The organism is Raoultibacter phocaeensis, assembly GCF_901411515.1.
Classification (GTDB): Bacteria; Actinomycetota; Coriobacteriia; order Coriobacteriales; family Eggerthellaceae; genus Raoultibacter; species Raoultibacter phocaeensis.
Genome location: NZ_CABDUX010000002.1, coordinates 1,596,125 through 1,617,497 on the forward strand (window position 1 = coordinate 1,596,125; position 21,373 = coordinate 1,617,497).

12 protein-coding genes are annotated in these 21,373 nt (G+C 59.3%); 3 read left to right on the plus strand and 9 right to left on the minus strand.

Translation table 11 applies throughout. The annotated features are described in order from the left end of the window. Positions 1–289 precede the first annotated feature (289 nt). Positions 290–1,669 carry a sodium-dependent transporter gene (locus FJE54_RS14775; protein ID WP_139653555.1) on the minus strand — a complete coding sequence of 460 codons (1,380 nt, stop codon included), beginning with the start codon at positions 1,667–1,669 and terminating at the stop codon, positions 290–292. 360 nt (positions 1,670–2,029) lie between these two features. Between FJE54_RS14775 and asnB the strand changes: the two genes are divergently transcribed. After that, positions 2,030–3,967: an asparagine synthase (glutamine-hydrolyzing) gene (gene asnB, locus FJE54_RS14780; protein ID WP_139653556.1), complete on the plus strand. Its 1,938-nt coding sequence runs from the start codon at positions 2,030–2,032 to the stop codon at positions 3,965–3,967. Between the two features lie 512 nt (positions 3,968–4,479). Here asnB and FJE54_RS14785 read toward each other — a convergent pair. From FJE54_RS14785 to rsgA, 8 genes are all read right to left on the minus strand, one after another. Further along, complete coding sequence (locus FJE54_RS14785; protein ID WP_139653557.1) at positions 4,480–5,241, minus strand: putative endonuclease domain-containing protein; 762 nt, start codon at positions 5,239–5,241, stop codon at positions 4,480–4,482. Positions 5,242–5,680: 439 nt separating this feature from the next. Further along, complete coding sequence (locus FJE54_RS14790) at positions 5,681–7,192, minus strand: SLC5/6 family protein (RefSeq protein ID WP_218971941.1); 1,512 nt, start codon at positions 7,190–7,192, stop codon at positions 5,681–5,683. 262 nt (positions 7,193–7,454) lie between these two features. After that, complete coding sequence (arsS, locus tag FJE54_RS16195; protein ID WP_218971942.1) at positions 7,455–9,467, minus strand: arsenosugar biosynthesis radical SAM (seleno)protein ArsS; 2,013 nt, start codon at positions 9,465–9,467, stop codon at positions 7,455–7,457. 84 nt (positions 9,468–9,551) lie between these two features. After that, positions 9,552–11,399: a hypothetical protein gene (locus FJE54_RS14805; protein ID WP_139653558.1), complete on the minus strand. Its 1,848-nt coding sequence runs from the start codon at positions 11,397–11,399 to the stop codon at positions 9,552–9,554. Then, the gene (truA, locus tag FJE54_RS14810) at positions 11,392–12,210 is read right to left on the minus strand and encodes a tRNA pseudouridine(38-40) synthase TruA (protein ID WP_139653559.1); all 819 of its coding nucleotides are present in this window, start codon (positions 12,208–12,210) and stop codon (positions 11,392–11,394) included. The genes FJE54_RS14805 and truA overlap by 8 nt, the downstream gene beginning before the upstream one ends. A 236-nt stretch (positions 12,211–12,446) precedes the next feature. Continuing rightward, positions 12,447–15,926, minus strand: a complete 3,480-nt coding sequence (gene dnaE / locus FJE54_RS14815; RefSeq protein WP_139653560.1) for a DNA polymerase III subunit alpha — start codon at positions 15,924–15,926, stop codon at positions 12,447–12,449. A gap of 654 nt (positions 15,927–16,580) precedes the next feature. Beyond that, positions 16,581–17,258, minus strand: a complete 678-nt coding sequence (gene pyrE / locus FJE54_RS14820; protein ID WP_139653561.1) for an orotate phosphoribosyltransferase — start codon at positions 17,256–17,258, stop codon at positions 16,581–16,583. Between the two features lie 274 nt (positions 17,259–17,532). After that, on the minus strand, positions 17,533–18,990 hold the full coding sequence (gene rsgA, locus FJE54_RS14825; RefSeq protein ID WP_218971943.1) for a ribosome small subunit-dependent GTPase A: 1,458 nt from the start codon (positions 18,988–18,990) through the stop codon (positions 17,533–17,535). Between the two features lie 610 nt (positions 18,991–19,600). Here rsgA and FJE54_RS14830 point away from each other — a divergent pair. Both FJE54_RS14830 and FJE54_RS14835 read left to right on the plus strand, forming a co-directional pair. Next, a complete protein-coding gene (locus FJE54_RS14830; RefSeq protein ID WP_139653562.1) occupies positions 19,601–20,455 on the plus strand; it encodes a DegV family protein in 855 nt (284 codons plus the stop codon). A 26-nt stretch (positions 20,456–20,481) separates the two neighbouring features. Further along, on the plus strand, positions 20,482–21,267 hold the full coding sequence (locus FJE54_RS14835; protein WP_139653563.1) for an SdpI family protein: 786 nt from the start codon (positions 20,482–20,484) through the stop codon (positions 21,265–21,267). The last annotated feature ends 106 nt before the right edge of the window (positions 21,268–21,373 follow it).

The following is a 21,373-nucleotide window of genomic DNA, read 5'->3' on the forward strand; positions in this document are numbered from 1 at the left end:
CTTCCCCCTTTCAAAGCTCCCTTCGGAGCCTTTCCGGCGTTTCCAGCAGGTGCCTTTCGGCGGCCTGAGGAAACCTCTCTCCTCTATAGGTTTATAGCCAGGTAACAGTTTAGGTTCCCCACCACAGAACCTCCATATCGCTTGTCTGTATTTTTCCTTATTGAAATGTTATGGAAATATTACCGTTGACAAGGAAGGGGTTACCGACAAAGACGAAGAACGCCTCCGACAGCGTTCGCGTCGGAGGCGTTCAGAGGTCGCAGATCGATGGGTGGCTTCCCGCACAATCCTACATGCTGAACAACCCGAACTGCGCCGCCACGTAGGCGACAAGGATCACGGTGACGAGCACGGGCGCGACGTACTTGACCATGACCGTCCACGCTTTCTCGAACTTGAAGGGGCTCGACTGCTTCACCTCGTCGGCAATGACCTTTGGCTTGATGATCCAGCCGACGAACACGCAGGTCAAAAGCGCCGCGATGGGCATCATGACCGAGTTAGAGATGAAGTCGAAGAAGTCGAGCATCGAAGATCCCGGCCCGAGCGGCTCGATGAACGAAAGCGCGTTATAACCGGCGTTAATGAAGATACCCACAGCGGCTATGAACACCATCGCGACGACGAGCGAGCGCTTGCGCGACCACCCTGCCCCGTCGGCGATAATCGACACGCAGGTCTCGGTGAGCGAGATGGCGCTCGTGAGCGCCGCGAATAACACGAGCAGGAAGAAGAGGAATCCGACGATGGAAGCCGCACCGCCCATATCGTTGAACACGCCGGGCAGCGTAATGAACATGAGCGACGGACCCGCGCCCGAAGCAACCGCTTCGCCCGAACCCATGGCAACAAACGCCGCAGGCACGATCATGAGACCGGCGAGAAACGACACACCGATGTCGAAGCCGCCGATGCGCACGACGCTTTGCGTGAGGCTCTCCTTCTTGTTGAGGTACGAGCCGTACGTGATCATGATGCCCATGGCAAGCGACAGGCTGTAGAACATCTGCCCGAGCGCTCCGATCACGAGCTCGGGCGAGAACTTGCTGAAGTCCGGCGTGATGTAATACAGAACGCCATCGAGCGCACCGGGCATGGTGATCGTGTAAATGGCGATCGCAATGGCCATGACGATGAGGGCGGGCATCATGAAAAGGTTCGCCTTCTCGATACCGCCTTTCACGCCAAGCGCCACGATGATGAACACGACGGCCATGAAGATAAGCATCCACAGATAGCTCTCGGTGCTGCTCGAGATGAAGCTCGTGAAGAAACCGCCGCCGTCGGCGAGCGCAGCCGGACCCGTGGTCAGATACGACGCCGTGTACTTCGTCACCCAGCCGCCGATGATGCAGTAGTACGGCACGATGATGAACGGGATGGCCGACGTGATGATGCCGATGAACGCGTACTTCTTACCGAAGCTCTTAAAGGCACCGATGGCCGAAAGTCCCGTTTTGCGGCCAAGCGCCGTTTCGAGGAGCAAGAGCGAAACGCCGAACGTGAACACGAGCACGAGGTAGGTGAAGAGGAACGTGCCTCCGCCGTACTTCGCAGCAAGATACGGGAAGCGCCACATATTGCCCAAGCCAACCGCCGAAGCGGCTGCAGCTAAGATGAACGCCCACTTTCCCGACCATGCCGAACGGGCATGTTTTTCCGTTGTCATAAGCTCCTCCTGTGCTGGCGGCGTGCGGCGCCGCAATTGACACGAACCCTAGGTATCGCATGATTCCGCTTGTCGCACAGGCAAGAACCGGAAGCATGCGGCACCCATCGCGATTGCACCGAGCCGCAAAGGCGCGCGCACCCGCGAAAGAAACTTGATAATTATAGTATAGAAACGCCCGCTAGGAGGGATGATTCTTGCCGATGGGAGCGAGATATCGTCCCTGTCCGCCAGCCGCTCCCGTCAAAACATCCGACCACTGTGCACTTTTAGTCGGATCACTCGGCAAACGAGGAGGCTTCCTCTATGATGGGTAGTTGCTGAAAACACGAGAAGATCGAATGCGAGGAACACGACGCTATGTGCGGTATCTGCGGCTTCACCGGTGCTGACGAACACGACGCTCCCCTACTCAAAGCCATGTGCGACATCATGGCCCACCGCGGACCCGACGGCGAGGGCCAGTACCTCGATGCGCCCATCGCGCTCGGACATCGCCGCCTCTCGCTCATCGACCTTGAAGGCGGCAACCAGCCCATGGTGCGCTCAAGCGCCGATAAAAGCGCAACCATCACCTCACCGGTAATCGAGCCCGCAGGTTCCTACACGCGCGGCGATTTCGCGATCGTGTTTAACGGAGAAATCTACAACTATCGGGATCTTCGGACCGAGCTTGCGGCAGAAGGCTGGGAGTTCAAGACGGACTCCGATACCGAAGTGCTCTTAGTCTCTTACCTTGCCTGGGGCAAGAACCTGCTCGAAAAAGTGCGCGGCATGTTTGCATTCGCCATCTGGGATGCGAACAAGCAGGAGCTCTTCTGCGCGCGCGATTTCTTCGGCATCAAACCGTTCTACTACACGGTTGCCGAAGGCCGGTTCATCTTCGCCTCTGAGATAAAATGCATCCTCGAACACCCCGCCTACGAACGCGAGCTCAACGAAGCGGCGCTCGAACAGTACCTTTGCTTCCAATTCTCAGCGCTGCCCGAAACGTTTTTCAAGGGCATCTTCAAGCTTGCGCCCGCCCACTGCCTGACCGTGCATGCCGACGGGTCGCTCGAAGATGAGCGCTATTGGATCCCCTCCTACGACTTCGACGAGAACCGCAGCCGCGAGGATACCGTCGAGGAGATCGACGCCGCCATGCACGATTCGGTGCGCTATCACAACGTCGCCGATGTAGAAGTGGGTTCCTTTCTCTCGTCGGGCATCGACTCGAGCTACATGGCGGCATGCCTTGCCGAAGAGAATCCCGCCATCAAAACGTTCACCGTCGGTTTCGCCGAATACGAGGGCGAAAAGGACGAGATTGCCTGGGCGCGCGAGCTGGCCGACCAGTTGAACATCGAAAACAACTCGAAGACCATCACCGAGGCCGAGTTTTGGGACGTGCTCGAACGCGTGCAGTGGCATATGGACGAGCCCTCGGCCGATCCGAGCGCCGTCGCACTTTACTTCGTCGATCAGGAGGCCGCTAAGAAAGTGAAGGCTGTGCTCTCGGGCGAAGGCGCCGACGAGTTTTTCGGCGGCTACCGCATCTACCAGGTGCCGTTTGCCAACGAGAAGCTCTCCTGGTGTCCGAAGCCGCTTCTGCGCGGCGCCTCGCGCGTGGCCCGCACGCTCGGCGTGCGCGGTGCGAACTACCTTGAACGCGCATCGGAAACCGCGGAAGACTGGTACTACACCAATGCGAACGGTGTAGCGTTTTCCCCTTCCGAACGCGCCGAACTGTTAAAGCGACCTGTGGCTGGCCCCCTTCCCCAAGAGCTCACCGCCCCGGTATACGCAGAAGTCGCGGAACTCGACGAGACGACGCGCATGCAGTACGTCGATCTGTATTTTTGGCTTGTGGGCGACATCCTGCTGAAGACCGACAAGATGTCGATGGCCCACTCGCTTGAAAGCCGCGTGCCGTTTTTGGACAAGGAAGTCTGGAACGTGTCGCGCACCATCCCCACCCCGTTCAAAGCCGATGCCGAGCAGACGAAGATCACCCTGCGCGAAGCAGCCATGCGCACGATCCCGCAGGAGTGGGCCCAGAAAGAGAAGCTCGGCTTTCCCGTGCCCGTGAAATCGTGGCTCAAACAGGACCGCTACTACGATCAGGTGAAAGCGTGGTTTACAAGCGATGAGGCCGAGCGGTTCTTCGAAGTCGAAAAGCTCGTGAAGCTCTTGGACGACCACCGCGCAGGCTTCGCCGACAACACGCGCAAGATCTGGATCATCTACATGTTCCTTATGTGGTACAAGATATATTTCGTCGATCAGACGGTCCCCGAGAAGCCGGCGGTTTCGTAAGGGCAGCGGTTTATGGCGCTGCCCTTACGACGTCTTATCCCGATACGTTGACGGCGCTGCGCCGGCCCATGCCCCGACCCGGCGGCGCTGCGCCGATTCCCGCTTCCCCTTGGCGCTGACGCGCTGCTCCGATAACGGATTCCGCCCCACCAGACTCTTTCGAGCGGGCAACGGCCCTGCATCGGGCGTCTTCCCTGACGCCGTGCATGAAATCACGGTCGTTTATGGCCAATTGTCTCGGCCGTCCCACACCGTATTCCGTCATGCACGATGCCCGGATTCGCACCAGCTCCCTCATCAGGGGAAATGCTGAGCCTCAACGAAGCGCCACCAGAAGGGCGGCGTTTTCGGCCGAGAATTTGTGGGACGACCGAGACAATTGGCCACGAAACCCTGCATTAGCATGCACGCTATCGGAAAAGCGAATGAGGTAGGAGAAGCGAAGGGTCTAGGCGACCTCGGGCCTACAACCAGCAACCCATGAGCACAGTCACACTCTTAAAACGACTCGATTATGCTGGATAGCGCATTGCGGCGAAAAGATTCGCCCGCAAATCCCTCCTCCGAACATCGCAGTCGGCAACTCTTTCGCGAATGCGAAACCCTGCCCGCTTGGCAAACTGACGCGCAAACCGATCGAAGGCCCCGTAGTCGAACACCTGCCCCTTCGTCACCGTCATAACCTCGTACCCCAGCGAGATAAGATCGTTGCGGCGCTTCGAATCTCTGGCAATCCGAGATGATCCTGTATGGAAGAGGTCGCTGTCGTATTCGATGGCGATTTTCTCATCCGGCCAGCACAGGTCGCATCGATAGAAGCCTTTCTCGACCATACGGGACGCCTTGCCCACATCGATCCGATGGTTCAAAATCGGCCACGGCAAACCGTATCCCCCAAGCGAGCAAGGAAAGCACAGCAGTATAACAACGACGGTCTCCATCGGCGAAGCCGATCCCCTGAGAACCAAGCGGAGAACGCGCCGCACGGTACCAATTCCGCGCAACCCTGCTACCACATCGAGAAAAGCATTCAGCTTTTCGGGATCCGTCAAAGGTGGTCGGGTTACAAATCCCGCCATTGACGACTCCCTCAAGGAATACGTGCCGCACAGCTCGTACGCCAAGCAGACCGTTTGAGCAAATTCGAGCGATCCAGCCTCTTGGATGACGCATAGTTCGGGGGTGGCAACGTACACGTCGCCCGAAGCACGCACGAACGAACGAGCAGGCACCGTGCCTTGCCAAACATGGCTTGTAACCAGCTTCGAGCGCATGCGCGACCCCCGATCGGAAACAAGTACGTGAATTGGAAAACGAAAGGGCCCCGCGCCGTCTGCCACAAGATGCTCTATGCGAGAAACGATTGTGCTTTCGTCGTCCGTCCGAGCGATCGACGCGACGCGGGCACTCGGCAGCTGCTGGAAAACTTGCGGACAAGAACGCCAGTAGTCGAGAGCGGAGCTATGGGAAAGATACAGAACCATAGCGACAGCATAAACCCTCTTTCGCCTCGTAGAACGAGAATTTTTCTCCCGTCAAACTTCGAATCCCCCACAGGTAAGAACTAGGTTGAAAACGGGTAAGGTTCATATGCAAAACAAGTAGGCTTCAGGCGTCATATGCGTAAGCCCTCCGTCAAACGAATCGGCGGCTCACTACCTGCTCTCTCCCGCATACGCTGGATCGTCGGGTAGGAAGCGGACATCCCCGAAGTTACGCTCCCGTAGGAGCAAGCTCGTCGGGATCGAGAACCGCTCCTTCGCAGCCGCCGTTCGCCGCAGCTTCACGCCGCGCGATCTCCTCTTTCGAGAAGCCCTTCCATGTGGGTTCGATGCCCCGTTTCTTATCTTTGGACTGCGAGATAAGGCCGGGCACGATGTAGGCGGCCCAACAGATGATCGCTCCCCACAAGTTCACGCCAAGGAAGTTCGCGTACGTGCCGCCTCCGATGTTCATGAAACCGAGTGCGGCGGGTGCAAACGTATTCACGATGCCGAGCGCCATACCGATCCAGAACGCGAGCTGGAAGCCCACCTTGGTGGGTTTGACTACGCCGTGCATGAGAAAGATCGGCCCCAAACCCATGATCATCGTGCCCGAAATGGTGGTAGCCGCGATGATATCGGCTCCCATGATCATGGGCAGGTTGCCCACGATGCCAAACACGATCATGAAGATGATACCGATGATGCGAGGGTTCATGTTCGGCACGATGTTGAGAATACCCGGAAGGTCGCGCGCCGTGAGTTTGGCAAGCGAACTGAACGTCGAATCGAGCGTCGAGCCTGCCGTAGCTATCATAATGATGGCCATCAGGAAAAACGCAACGATGCCCAAACTCTGCGCCACCACCACCGGTGCGCTCGAGCCCGCAACGCTCATGTTGTTGAGGTACGCATGCACGCCGATGAGCGAGAACAAGACGATTGCGACGAACCCGAGAAGGCCCGCCACGATGAACGATTTCAGCATGCTCTTCTCTTTGCAGATGAAACCGCGGTCGGTGAGCACCGCATCGTGAAATCCGTACGAGAGGCACTGCAAGCCAGCACCCAAGATGAAGTCGACTCCGCCTTCGAGCGACCAGACGCCCGACACCACGTAATCGACGGGGTTGTTCTGCGGCACGATCCACACGAGGACGGCGATGAGCAGCACGGCAAACAGTATCGCCTGCGCGACGTCGGTGATGATGGAGCCGCGCATACCGCCCCAGCAGCAGTAGCCCACCGTGATGGCGGTGAACAGAAGCGCTGCGATGATGAACGGCGCCGACCCTGAATCGCCGTAGTACGCGCCGACAACCGACGTGTTCGACCACACTTCGTTGAACAAGCGGACGAGGATGGCCGCTGAGAAGCAGAACGCTGCGGCTATGCCGTAGTGCTTGGTCAGAAAACTCACGGTGCCCATTGCCCCGAACTTACGGCGCAAGCGATACAGAGCCCAGCCCGTCAGCGGAATGCACAGCCAGTACATGGCATATCCGATTCCGCCCACGATACCGAAGTTCGCACCCATGTTGGCCGCATTGGTAACCGACTTCGCGAAGATCCACGCGATAAAGATGGAAGCGGTGATCATCCACGGGTTCGCTGGGCGGCCTTTTTTATCTTCGCCTTTGAAGAATCCACCTAAACTGACGGTCTTCGGCGAAAGTAAGAACATGACGATGCCGTATACGACAAGAAAGCCCCAAAAGAAAATTCCCGTCGATGAATCCATGCCCACAGCCCCTTCCGATGAGAAACGACGCCTTTGAGCCATGGTCACTACATTCCGATACGCAGCGCAACGCCACGGCGAAAGGCAGTCATCATCGCTCACGCTTGGTATTGGATTATATCTATTATTTGATATTTGCCAATAAAAGACTATATCTTTTTCATTTCCAACATCGACTGAGAAGCCACGGCTTCGTATGGCCGACGCACCGAAAGCCGTCCTGCGCGTCCATCCGGAAACGCAGGATGCCACGATGGATGTGCTACGTCTGCACGAGCGTCCCGGTGCAGCTCGAGCCGAATCCGGCCGTACACGCGTAGCAGTGGTTGCCGAATAGGATCGAGCGGCCAAGCGGCCGGTTCGGATCGGCGGCGTAATCGAAGATGCTGAGGTCGTGCCCATCTGCTTGCTGGCAAAGCCCTACGGCCTGGTTGAAGTCGCAGTCGTACATGCGACCGTCGTAGCCGACCGAGACCTGATGTCGGCACATCATGCTCGCGACCGATTCGGGATTGAACGCATCCATGAGCGTATCGAGGTATCCGTCGAATTGCCCCGTCGATACGAGGTGCGCCCCGTAGCGGCCGATCGGGTTGTTCGCAACGGCGAACAAGGTATCGAACGTAATGCCGAAATCGTCCGCAAGGCGGCGCTTGTACACGCGCTCAAGCTCTCCTTGCTCAGGAGGCAGAAGAGGCCATTGGGGATTGAACACGAGATCGAGCACGAGCCCGCTTCCCGCACCGTAGCCCCTCTCGTTCAGCCGCCGCAGCACCTCGAGCGATCCGGAAAACGTATGCGCACCACGCTGCTTTTCCGATTGGGCGGCGTTGACGTTGGGAAGCGATGCAACCACCTCGATGCCGAGCTCGGCGTACCGATCGACAAAGTGTTCGAAGCCGGGTTCGAGCAGGATGACGAGATTGCTCCTGACCATCACGCGCCCGATGCGGCGAGCAGCTTCGCCGATGAACCAGGCGAAGTCGGGGTTCATTTCGGGCGCACCGCCGGTGATATCGAGCGTCTCGATGCCGTGGGCCTCCATGACATCGAGAATCGCTTCCATGCAGCGTCTATCCATGAGTTCGGTTCGCGCAGGCCCCGCCTCAACGTGGCAGTGCGCGCAAGCGAGGTTGCACAGCTTTCCGATGTTCGCCTGAAGGATATCGAGGTGCGGTTCAGTAACCAAATGGCTCTCGTCGAGTAAATCCTCGAAGTACATGAGACGGGCAAGCGCCAACTCAACGTCGTGCTCGGTCGCTTGCTCCCTCGGGCGCGCAGCTTTCTTGCGGTACGCGGCATCGACCGAAAAACCGCCGAGCAGCGCATCTTCGATATAATCGTCAGGGCCCGCCACGATTCTCTCGCGATACGAAATCGAGGCGGGGCTTGTATCCGACCAGAGATCGTCGAACCAGGAAACGTAGGCATCCTGATCATAGCGCAAAGGAACCGCATCGACGAACAGATCACCCGTCCGAGTACCGAATACCGCCTCTTGTGCAGGCGTGATCGAGATACGCGTAACGATACCGAAATCCTGTCCGGAAAAATTGGGCAGCCCCGCCGCGCCGTTGTTGATGACGATCCCGTCCGCCAGAACCATCGCCGCAGGCGAGCAGGTATGGGTCGTCGCGAAAACCTCGATGCCGGTTTTTCGAAGCCAGCGAGAAAGCTCGTCTTGCCTGATCGGATCTTGCAGCGATTCGCGCGAGCAGCCCCAACCGCCTATGAGCTTTTCGTCCCCATGCGTGATGCCGACCTTTCGACCCCCCACCGAAACGTTCAACGCAGGCAGTCGGCCCTGCAGAAGCTCGCGCAGATCGGGACGATGGAACAACGCCGTCGAAAGCATGTTATGAATGCGGTTCGAACGGCTCACGTCGTCATCGGGTGTGCACTCGGGATACGAGCAGCCGCATCCCACCCCGATATCGGTCTCGCGCCTCAACTCCGCCTCAACGTTGCCGACGAGAAGCGTGTGGCGGCTTGCCTTGCGTTCGATGGCCTCGAAGTTCTCGGCAGTCTTGTCGAACCAGTGCACGTCGCCGTTGAGCACCACGAGCACGTCGCCCGACTCAGCGCTCGCGAGCCTGTCAACGGCATCGAGAGCGTAGGGGTTGCCGTACAGGCCGCCCACCACGAACAGCGTATCGCACGAGCATGCGGGGTCGGCCGCAAAGAGATGCTCATCGAGCCGATAATCGACCGGGCACACCCTGCCGGCATCCTTGAAATTGCGCCGCTTTGCTCCCCTGGTCGAACAGCTGCTCACAAGGTCTCCTTTTTACATCGACGAAACGGCTAGACCGGTTGTCGGTCCAGCCGTTATTAGATTATAGCAAATAGTTGCGCTCGTCTATGCAAATCGCGAAGGATCCACGGCAACAAGGTGGCCGTCGGCATCCTGATACAAGCACAGGCTTCCCTTCTTGTTCGAGTAGACGTGCTTGAACCGGGCAAAGTCCTGTGTGATCTGCGCTTCCTGATATGCATCGGGACACTCGGGCGAAGAAGAACACTCGGCAGCCGTTTCGGTATCGACACTGCCCCCGTCGGAACGAGGCAGACCCGCATCAACCTCGACCGAGGTGCCGCCGCCGGCACTCGTGGAGTCGATAGCCGCATCGGATGCGTCCGGACGCGAAGCAGGTTCGGCACCCGGCAGCACTTCGTTTCCTATAGGTTCGGGAACAGGCGCGCACGAAGACGCTACGGGTTCCTGGACCTGCATCTCTTCTTGAGCAGGAAGGGGATGATCCTCGACCGGCTTGCCCATAGGTATGCTGAACACCGCCGCATCGCGTCTGTCGCGGCGCTTCTGCTTATCGAGGCGGCGCTTCTTCTTGAGCACTCCCCTCGTTTCGATGATTGCATCGTCCTTGGATGCATGGCGGGGCGAGGGGGTTTGAGCCCGTTCGCATCCGGACTCGGATTGCCGCTCAGGCTGCGGCTCCGAGCGCGGCTCTTCGCTCGGTTCGGGCTGGGGATTCGATTCGGGCTTCGCTGGGGACTCCTGATCAGGTTCGGCTTGCTGCTGCTGTTGTTGCTCTCCCGCTCGAACTTCACACTCGGGCTGGACTTGGGACTGCGGTTGCTCTCCCGCTCGATCTTCTTTCTCTGGTTCGGCTTGAGCCTGCTGCTGTTCGCCTTGCGCCACCAGTGAATCGTAGAGCGCCTCGAGCGCCCTCAGCTCCGCCTCTGCATCGCTCAGCGATTCGAGCGGAAGTTCCGGCTCGATGGTCGGCAGATCGAGGTTGCGTATCCGGGGGATCTCGCCGGTAGGATCGTCCGACGAGGCGGCAGTCGGCTCGTCGCAAGCTTCGTGAACAGGCGAATCCTCACTTGAGCCATCTCCGGCGGCAGGCGCGCTCGGCTCGGGCCAATCCTTCGATTCGCGCAAAGACACAACCGCATAGTACAACCCCGAGCTATCCGGCGCATCGGCAAGGGTCCCGCCGTCTGGTTCGGATTCGTCGGAAAGCGCTTCAGTACGGGATTCGGGAGCTTCGGCAAAGACTTCGATGCGCGCATCGGCAACCGGTTCGCTCTCAAGCGATTCCCCCGACGCCGAGCTGGTCGCAGCAGAATCGGATGCCGCTTCGGGGACTCCTGCAATCTGACCCTGAACTGCGTCAAGGTCAGATGCAGCTCCGGATCGATCTGCGGCGGCGAACCATTCCGCCTCGGGCACTTCCGCACTCTCGGATCGAGCCGTGTCGACGGCAGGTTCGGGCACTTCTGCACCTTCGGATCGGGTCGCAGCGACAGCAGGCTCGGGCTCGGGTGACGGTACAGCCTCGGATCGGGTCGCAGCGACGGCAGGGTCGGGCTCGGGCTCAGGCGACGGCGCAGCTTCGACGGGCGCAGCCCCAACAGAAACGCCCTCCCCCGCCGACGGTATTTCCGCTGCCGTCGTTTCGCTGAGGTAGCGGTCGTGTTGCTGCATTTCGATTCCTGAGGGAATGACCTGTCCCGTCATATCGTCGGCGGCAACGCCGAACTTGTCGAGCACCCACGAATTAGTACGGGCGATGGACTGCAGTTCGCGCGCCCACTCGTGGCGCTGCTCTTCGGTATGATCCTCTTGCAGCAGCTTTGCGATCTCCGTCACGCGGCTCCACGACATGGCATCGATGTCCTCTTTCATGGACACGAGCTTGTCGGCTCCGCGCATGATCTGCTGCTCTGTGCTCTTCCTAAACACGATTACCCTCTTTCCGAAAAGACTGCTCGGCACAGCCGTAGTCAACGTGCCAGAAAACCAAGCCGCATGCCGGGGCGTTTTCCCCTGCCGCGCGACGATCGCACGCGTCGAGCACGCGCTTCACCCACAACGGATCGCGCTGCCCGATGCCCACCGACGCAAGCGTACCGACGATCGTGCGCACCATCGAATGGAGAAACGCGTTTCCGACGATTCTCACTGCGACGACGCGCTCCCCTAAAAGCTCTTCGCGACCGATGGTTATTTCTGAGACGTTTCTGCACGTCGGCTTGCCCTCGGCCGATGCCGCCAGACAAAAGCTCTTGAAGTCGTGCTCGCCGACAAGGAAGCGCGCTCCCTCGGCCATCGCCTCGATATCGAGCGTTTTCTTCAGGTGCCACACGCGATCCGCAATGAGTACCGGCCGCTCTTTTCCCTCGTAGATGAAATATCGGTATTCGCGCGACACCGCGTCGAAGCGGGCCGAGAATCCGCGCGGGGCCTCCCACGCGCGCTTGACCGCCGCCCGCTCGTCGATAAGGGCGTTGAGTGATCGGATGAGCGTCGAAAGAGATCGTGCGCCGAACTCGTCTTCGTTCAGATCGAAGCTCGTCACCTGGCCGCGCGCATGAACGCCCGCATCGGTGCGCCCGGCGCACGTGGTTTCAACCTGCCGCTTGTACAAAAGCGAAAGCGCATCCTCCAAAGAACCCTGCACGGTAAGCTGCGCCGGCTGACGCGCGAACCCCGAAAACGGAGCCCCGTCGTAGGCAAGCTCAAGACATACAGTATGTTCCCTGTTTTTTTCCATATCCGATCAGTATAGAAGAAACGGCTGCTCCGCACAGCAGAACAGCCGAATCGTCAGCATTTCGTGATAACCAGAGTGTCGTTTTGCCCGACAGTCGCCCAGACCGCCACCGCGCGCAAAAACGTGCCCAACCGCAACGCCGAACCAGGAGCATCACCCAACCGCCCGTTCGACCCCCGCAATGCCGAACTGGGAGCATCGCTCAACTGCCCGTCCGACCTCGCAGCGCATAGGGCTTACGAGGCCATCCACACCGGTTTTCCGAACAGATCCTGAATTTCGGAGCGCATGACCTGGCTGCGCGCGTCTACGGTAACCGGCAGTTCAGCCCGGAATTTACGGCCGTCGGCTTGGCTGATGAAAAGCACCACCCCATCGCGTCCAGGATACGATTTCAAGATGCGGTTTAAGCGCATCGACGTATTCTGGTCGAAGTCCGACGAGGCGATTTTCAACTCGAGGTGCGAAGGGCGCGCGTCGTCCTCGGAAAGCTCGATGACCTCCATCTCGTAGGCGATGAGCTGGTTGCCGCGGTCGCTGTGCTCGAACTTGCCCTTCACCTTCACGATCGCGTCTTCCGTGAGCGCCTCGGCATTATCGTCGTACTTGAAGCAGATAGCGTCCACATGCCCCGTCGTATCCTCAAGCGTGAACGTAGCCATGCGCGTACCGCGCTTCGTCAGTTTGGTAGCCACCGTCGACACCATGCCCACAAACACCGCGTTCGCGATATCCTTCTCTCGCTCCGCAAGGTCGCCGAGCGAGAACTTCGTCATACGCGAGAGAAGGCCCTCGTACGGACGCAGCGGGTGATCCGATACGTAGATCTTCAAGATCTCCTTCTCGTAGGCGAGCTTGGTGCGCTTGTCCCATTCGACGCCGTCGGGAGCAGGGATTTCCTCCTTGAACCCGGAATCATCGTCGTCGGCGAACAAATCGAACATGCTCACCTGGCCCATGTCGCGATCTTTCTGGCGCTTCGAGGCCCCTTCGAGAAGCGGTGTCTCCTCGATGAAGTACATGAGCTGCTTGCGCGTGTAGCCCGTCGAATCGAACGCGCCGGCTTTGATAAGCGCCTCGAGCGTCTTGCGGTTGTAAGCCTTCGAATCCATACGGTTCACGAAATCGTGGAGCGAAGAGAACCTGCCGTTCTGCTCGCGCTCGCGGATGATCTCCTCGGCCACCTTCTCGCCCACGCCGCGCACGCCGGCAAGCCCGAAAACCACGCCTTCGTCGGTCGGCGTGAACTCAAGGTTCGACCTGTTGATGTCGGGCGGCAGTACGGGAATACCCGAACGGTTGCAGCTGGCGATGTAGCGGATGAGGCGATCCGAGTTTCCCATGTACGATGAGAGCACAGCGGCCATGAAGTCATGCGGGTAGCGCGCTTTGAGATACGCGGTGCGCATGACCAGGATGGCGTACGCAGCGGAATGGGACTTGTTGAACGCGTACTTAGCGAACTTCTCGGCATCCTCCCAGATTTGCTTCGCAATCTGAAGCGAATAGCCGTTCTCGACCGCGCCGTTGTTCCAGTCTTCCTGAAGCTGGCGCATGATGTCGAGCTTCTTCTTGCCCATTGCTTTACGCAGCTTGTCGGCCTTGCCAGCCGAGAACCCGCTCATCTCCATGGATATCTGCATGATCTGCTCTTGGTAAACCATCGTGCCGAAGGTCTCTTCCAAAAGCGGGCGCAGCCGATCGTCGTAGTAGTGGACCGGCGTCTTGCCCTGCGCCACTTTCACATAGTCGTCGACCATGCCCGACTCGAGCGGGCCCGGGCGGTTGAGCGCGATCGAGGCGACGATGTCGGAGAAGCGCGTGGGGGGAAGCCGTGCGAACAGACTCACGTACAGCGCGCCCTCAACCTGGAACAAGCCGTCCATATTGCCCGAGCGCATGAGCTCGAAGGCCTTCTCGTCGTCGATGGGTATCTCTTCGGGAACCACTTTCGTGCCGAAACGCGCCTCGATGTTGCGGCATGCGCGCGAGAGCACGCCCAAGGTGCGCAAACCCAAGAAGTCCATCTTGAGCAGGCCGAGTTCCGGCGTATAGTGGCCGTCGTACTGCGTGATGATGCCGCCGCCCTTGGTGTCGCGCTTCATGGGAACGTGATCGGACATGGGATCGCGGCAGATGATCGTCGCGCAGGCGTGCACGCCCTCGCCGCGAACATGGCCCTCGATGGAAAGAGCCGCGTCGAGGACGGCTTTCACGTCCTCTTCGGTATCGTAGGCCTTCTTGAGGTCGGGATTCGTATCGAGCGCCTTGGCGATCGTGATACCGAGCTCGTCGCCGATGAGCTTCGCGATGCGGTCGCCCACACCGTAAGGGTAATCGAGTACGCGCGCGGCGTCACGCACGGCGTTTTTAGCCTGCAGCTTACCGAACGTGATAACGCCCGACACGTGGTCTTCGCCGTACACTTCCTTGATGTGCTCGATGACCTCGCCGCGACGCTCGTCTTCGAAGTCGACGTCGATATCGGGCATCTCCACGCGTTCGGGTGAAAGGAAGCGCTCGAACAGAAGGCCGTTTGAGAGCGGATCGAGGTCGGTGATGCCCATGGCGTACGCCACGATGGCGCCTGCGGCCGATCCGCGGCCCGGGCCGACGCCGATGCCCTGGCTACGGGCCCACTCGATGTACTCCTGCACGATGAGGAAGTACGCCGGGAAGCCCTGCTGGATGATGATGCCGGCCTCGTAATCGGCACGCTCTTGCGCCTCCGGGGGGATAGGATCGCCGTAACGCTTGACGAGACCCTCCTGGATGCGCTTTTTGAAGTAGCTGTCCTCGGTTTCGCCTTCAGGCAGCGGGAAGCGCGGCAGGATGGAATCGCGCTCGAGCACGACATTGACCTTTTCGGCAAGTTCGACGGTGTTGTCGCACGCCTCGGGGAAATCCTTGAGGGCTTCGCGCATCTCCTCTTCGGTCTTCATATAGAACTGGTCGTTCTCGAACTTCATGCGGTTCGTATCGTTGACGGCAGAACCGGTGCCGATGCAGAGCATGATGTCCTGCGCGCGCGCATCTTCCTGCAGCAAATAATGGAAGTCGTTCGTAGCGATGGTTTTGAGACCTGCGGTCTGAGCGACTTTCGTGAGCTGATGGTTCAGTTCGGTCTGCGTGAGGCCTGCGTCGGTCACGATGCCTTGGTTCTGCAGCTCGATATAGAAATCGCCCGGTTCGAAGCAGCTCGCGAACTTCTTCGCCCATTCCACCGCATCGTCGAAACGGCGATCGTCGAGCATCTTCGGAATGATGCCTGCGATACACGCGCTCGAGCCGATGATGCCCTTGCCGTATTTCTGAAGCATCGAGAACGTGGTGCGCGGCTTGTAGTAGAAGTTGTCGACGTGCGACTCCGATACGAGGCGCACAAGGTTGTGATAGCCTTCGTTCGTTTTGGCCAGCAACAGCAGATGGTAGAGCCGGGGCTTGCCGTCTTTTTTGAGCTTGCCTTCTTCATCGCGACTTTCGTCGGTGGTGAAGTAGACCTCGCAGCCGTAGATGGGCTTGACGCGGATGCCCGTTTCCTCCTCGACTGCATCGCATGCATCGGAGAGTTCGGGGACGCCGCTCATGACGCCGTGATCGGTGACGGCCACGGCGGGCATGCCTAAATCGGCCGCACGGCGCACCATGTCCTTAATATGCGTTGCGCCGTCGAGCAGGGAGTATTCAGTGTGGTTGTGCAGATGAACGAATGCCATATCATGTGCCTTTGCGGTTTCTCGTATGCTTTCTCTGGTGTCGTGTCCATGATAACAGCTTAGCCGCGCAACCGCTGAGGATAAAGCGTGGATTTTCGGCTACAGAGCCGACCGCCTGCTGCCCTGGGTAGCTCATCGCGTCGATGCGCGGCACCGCTCGAAGGCCGTACATCGGCGAGGCACCCGAACGTGGGCAAGCGGCGGGCTGCACTCCAACTTGGAAGATTCCACCTTTCGAAAGCCCAAAAAGTCGCACCGTGAAGGGATCGGGCAGGTTTTCCAAGCCGCATCGGGTCGCGGGCGGCGACCGCTCTGGTAGCCTTCGATATCACAAGCAGCTGACCTGGTGTTTTCCAAGTTGAGAATTCGATGCGAAAAGGTTCCGCGTTACCGGGTCCTTCACACCGCGACTTTTTGGGCTTTCGGCCCCCGTTTCAGCCGCAATACCGATGTCGGGAGCCGCTGAGCGCCCCGGCACGTTTCGAGCTGCGGGCGGAAGGATCCGCCGAGCGCTTAGCGGCCATCCAATGTTTCGCAGCAGGGAGCAGCACGCCCCCGCAGCGCCCTGGGCGACATTCCGCAACCGCGGGCGAACACTCTCGTCGATCCAGGTTCGGCGGCAGACGGAAAACCCCTCCCGATCCGCATCGAATGCTATTCCACTCCGTACTTCTCATAGTACGCATCAAGCGCCGCCTTCACGTCATCGTCGATGATTACGCGACCTTGGCATTCCTTGTTGTGCAAGCACTCCGTGACCTCTTCCATGGTGACGATGGCCGCCGTTGGGAAGCCGTAGCGATCGCGCACCTCGTCGAGGGCGCACACCTGGCCGCCTTTGCCGACCTCCATGCGGTTTAGCGACACCATAAGCCCCTTGATCTCCACATCGGCCTGGCCCTTGAGGATAGGATGGGTTTCTTCGATGGACTTGCCCGAGGTGGTCACATCCTCCACCATGACCACGCGGTCGCCGTCGCGAAGCCCGCTACCGAGCAGGATGCCCGTATCGCCGTGGTCCTTGACCTCCTTGCGATTCGAGCAGTAGCGCACTTCGACGCCGTACAGTTCGCTCAAGGCCATCGTGGTGATGACCGCAAGCGGTATGCCCTTGTATGCAGGGCCGAACACCACGTCGAAGTCGAGTCCGAACGTGTCGTGGATGGCGCGGGCGTAGTACTGGCCCAGCCGACGAAGCTGCGAGCCAGTCACGTACGCGCCGGCGTTCATGAAAAACGGGGACTTCCTGCCGCTCTTCAGCGTGAAATCGCCGAACTTCAGCACTTCGCTTTCCACCATGAACTCGATGAACTCCCGCTTGTACTGCTCCATGTGACCCATCCTATCGCCAACCCGGTTTTCCTCTGCATTCGGCCGATCATGGGACCGCGTCCTACCGGCACGATCCCATGATACAAGACCCGATGGCTGCACGCACGAGATAATCTTCGTCCGACGCGCGGCAAGCCGCCGAGCGTACCTGCGAAGGCGCACGGGGCGATCCCCCTGCCTGCGCAGCGAACTGCCGTCCACCCGCAGCGCCTGCGCGCAGGCAGGCACCGAGCATACGGCCATCCGGCATTAGCCAGCAAGCGCAGCCGAGCCATCAACCCATCGCCGCCTGCTGTCCGCCGACGTCCCACAGTGGGAAGGGCGGATTCGCGAGCGGTTTCGTGGCGATCGACATCAAAAGCACACTGTTATCGTCTGCCGCGATCCTGTTCGATACAATTTTGCCGCATGACGAACAGCGATGGATGAGGGCCCATTCCCCGTTCTTGCGTACCCAAACGCCGATCGGCTCCATCACTCCTTTGCAAAGCGACGCACGATCTCCCGGCTTGTTGTCCACATGTACGCTCGACAAGCACTGGGGACAGTGGTTTCGGTGGCTGCTTCCCGCATGCTCAGGCACGACGACAGCGCCGCAGACTGCGCAGGCGAAGGTCTCGTCGCATGCCTCATGGCGATAATCGGGCATGTCGGTGCGGCCCGGCTGCTTCATCTGCCGTATCTGCTTGGACAAACTCTTCTCCCATTGCCGCTTCTCACGCAGGAAGCCTTCCTTATCCCGGGACAGACGCGTTTCGGTTTTGAGTTTTCGGTAGCTTTCCCACCGCTCGGGAGCGAGCTCGCCTTTACGGATCGCTTCGACGATCGCGCACCCTGGCTCACCGTCGTGGTTGCAGTCTCTGAACTTGCAGGCACCGAAGTACTGCTCGACATCGGCGAAACCCTGGGCGATGCCGTCGTCCGCTTCCCACATGCCCAGCTCGCGCATGCCGGGCGTATCGATCAACATGGCTCCGCCATCGAGCATGATAAGCTGCCGGCACGACGTGGTATGCCTGCCGCGGCCGTCGCTTGCGCGGACCTCTCCTGTTGCATGAACGTCTTCGCCTGCAAGCGCGTTCACCAAACTCGTTTTTCCGACACCCGACGATCCAAGCAATACGATAGTCGTGCGGGGCGCAAGGTAGCGCTCGAGGTGCCCCATCCCCTCGCCAGTGCGAACGCTCAGCGCGAATACGTCGACTCCGAGCGCAAGACTCTCGGCGATCTGCACCTGCGTTTCGACATCGTTCGCGCAATCGGCCTTCGTAAGCACGACTACGGGAGTTGCGCCCGACTGCCAGGCGAGCGCAAGGTAGCGCTCGAGGCGCCGCTCGTTGAAATCGCGGTCGAGCGCCTGCACGACGAAGACGTAGTCGAAGTTAGCCGCTACCGCCTGTTCACCATGGCCCGCCGACGACGGATCGCGCCTCGAAAAATACGAAGTGCGGGAAAGCGTGGCGAGAATCCTGCTCTCGCCGTCTGGCTCCCAGTCGATCGTCACGAAGTCGCCGACCGTGGGATGATCGTTTTTTCGATTGCGGTACGCACCTGGCTTCACATGGGCGAATCCGCAGCCTTTGTCGCAGACGATCTCGAACAGCCCGCGATGGACGGCGGTGATGCGGGCGGGGATACCCTGTATGGTCTCGGGTCTGCTGCGAGGATCGAACCCGTATGCTTGCATGGTCTCGGGTCGACAAGGTGCGGACCCGTACTCGTTCCTGTTCATTGCTTGATGCTCCTTGAATCACTAGCATTTCGTGTACGTTCGGTTCTTTCGAATGCTGCTTTCCAGGGCTCATACGAAAACGATCCCGTCAACCGACGCCTTTGCGAAAGTCGAAAACGGGATCGTATTGAAGCAAGATCGGAATACAGATGTACGTATACCTGCGATAAGGAAGAACGAACGATATGCGCGAAAGGCGGCGGATGGCTGCACGGCCGTCAAGCGGGCGCAGTGCAATCATCCTCGGTATGAGGTTTTAGAGGAAAGCGACCTTTACAACCGCCGACATCAAACAACTCTTTTCTAGCGTTTACGCGTTCGTGTGCGTATCAATGCCTGCACATGGTAGCAGCATACAGAGCCCTTGCGCAAGAGGCTCTCACAAGAAAGGTGCATCTTACTCAGCCCGCGCTGGGTCGTACATGCGCCCACCAGTACAACAAAGGCCAATACATCATGCTCAAACCCACCCGTAGCCAGAGTTTCACCCGGTAGTTCAACCTTCGCCACAGCGAGAGTCTAGGTTCTTCCATTTTTCGAGCACATCGCGCGCAGGTTAGGTATCATAGCAATAGCCGCATAAACATCGAACGAACCACGGAGGCATCGCGTGAAGCACGTCATCCTGAGCGCAGACAGCACCTGCGACCTCAGCCCCGAACTGAAACAGCGCTACGACGTTCAGTACTATCCTTTTCACATCATCTACCGGGATACAAGCTATACCGACAACGTCGACATCAAACCCGAAGACCTCTACGAGGGATACTACGAGGACAAGAGCCTTCCGCAGACGGCGGCTATCAACGTGCAGGAGTACCTCGACCACTTCAGGCCGTTCGTCGAAGCGGGATGCGAAGTGATCCACCTGAATCTCGGCGGAGCGCTTTCGAGCGCGTACGAAAACGCTTGCAAGGCGGCCGAGCAGCTGTCGGGCGTCTATCCCATCGACAGCCGCAACCTTTCGACCGGCATCGGACAGCTCGTCATCCGCGCCGGCCGCATGATCGAGGAAGGCCGCTCGGCCGAAGAGGTCGCTCGGGAGATCGGCATGATGCGCAGCCGCGTGCACTCGTCGTTCGTGCTCGACACGCTCGATTTCATGGCGGCAGGCGGACGCTGCCCCCAAGTTGTCGCCCATGTCGGCAAGATGGTGAGCTTCAAGCCCGAGATACTCGTCGACAACAAAAGCGGCTCGATGGGCATCGGGCGCATCTACCGCGGCAAACTCAAGAAGGTGCTGCCCCGCTACGTCGAGGACACGCTTGCGCGCTTCACCGACATCGTCTGCGACGATTTGTTCATAACCCATTCGGGAGTGGCATCTGAGCTCATCGAGCTCGTCCGAAGCGAAGTGCTCAGCCGGCTTCCTGTGGAAAACATCCACGTCACGCAAGCAAGCTGCACGATCTCGAGCCATTGTGGACCGAATACGCTGGGAATTTTGTTCGTCACAGAACACTAGCTTCGGATTATTCGAAAGGAAGCTTCATGGCGGTAATCGTCGGCGCCCTCATCATTGATGCTCTGCTCATCGGACTCGGAGCGCTCATGCGTACGGCAGAGTACGATCCGAACCCTGTATTCGGGTACCGTACAACCCGCTCCATGCAAAGCCCCGAGGCATGGGCCTATGCGAACCGCAAAAGCGGATCGCTCATGGTCGTCGTCGGGCTCATGGGACTTGCCGTTGCACTCATCGTCGCCGCCCTCGCTGCCGCCACGCCCCTTGCCTCGACCGATACGGGTAGCATGGTGGCAACGTGCGTTTCCATGGGATTGCCGCTTGCGGGCGTTCTGATTGCAACAGCACTCGTTGAGCGTGATCTCAAGAAACGGTTCCCCCTTGCGGGCGCAGAGACGCCGAAAGGGGTTGCAGAAACGCAGGCGAACAACGTGGGGGCGAACGGCTCAGGCGAGGTTGCACGATCCCGCACCGTTTGGCTCGGCACCTCCCAAAAGGCGATTTTCGGAGTCCTGTGCGTTCTGCCGCTTGTCATAGCTGCATGCAGTTTTTTCGTATTGCCCGACATCATCGCCGTGCACTTCGACGCCGCGGGCGCCGACGGATGGGCACCGAAAACACAGGTGTTTTTGTTCGCAGCGATCTTGGTGGCAAGCAACGCCGCGCTCATCTTCGCCTACCGCACGTTCCTGCGGGCGCAGACTCGCCCCGCCGTACCTTCCGTTCGCTCTGTTCCCTTCCTCGCCTTCTCGGCGTGCATGCTCGCTTCGAGCTGTGCGGTTCTGTACGTCATCGCGTACAACCTCGCCTGAACGCCCCTCGCGCTAGGGCGACGACGACTCTCTGGCTGCGCCCATGATTCACCGAAAATCGGAACACAGTGGCAAAGGGCACTACTCGAGGCAGGGTTTTGTCGAA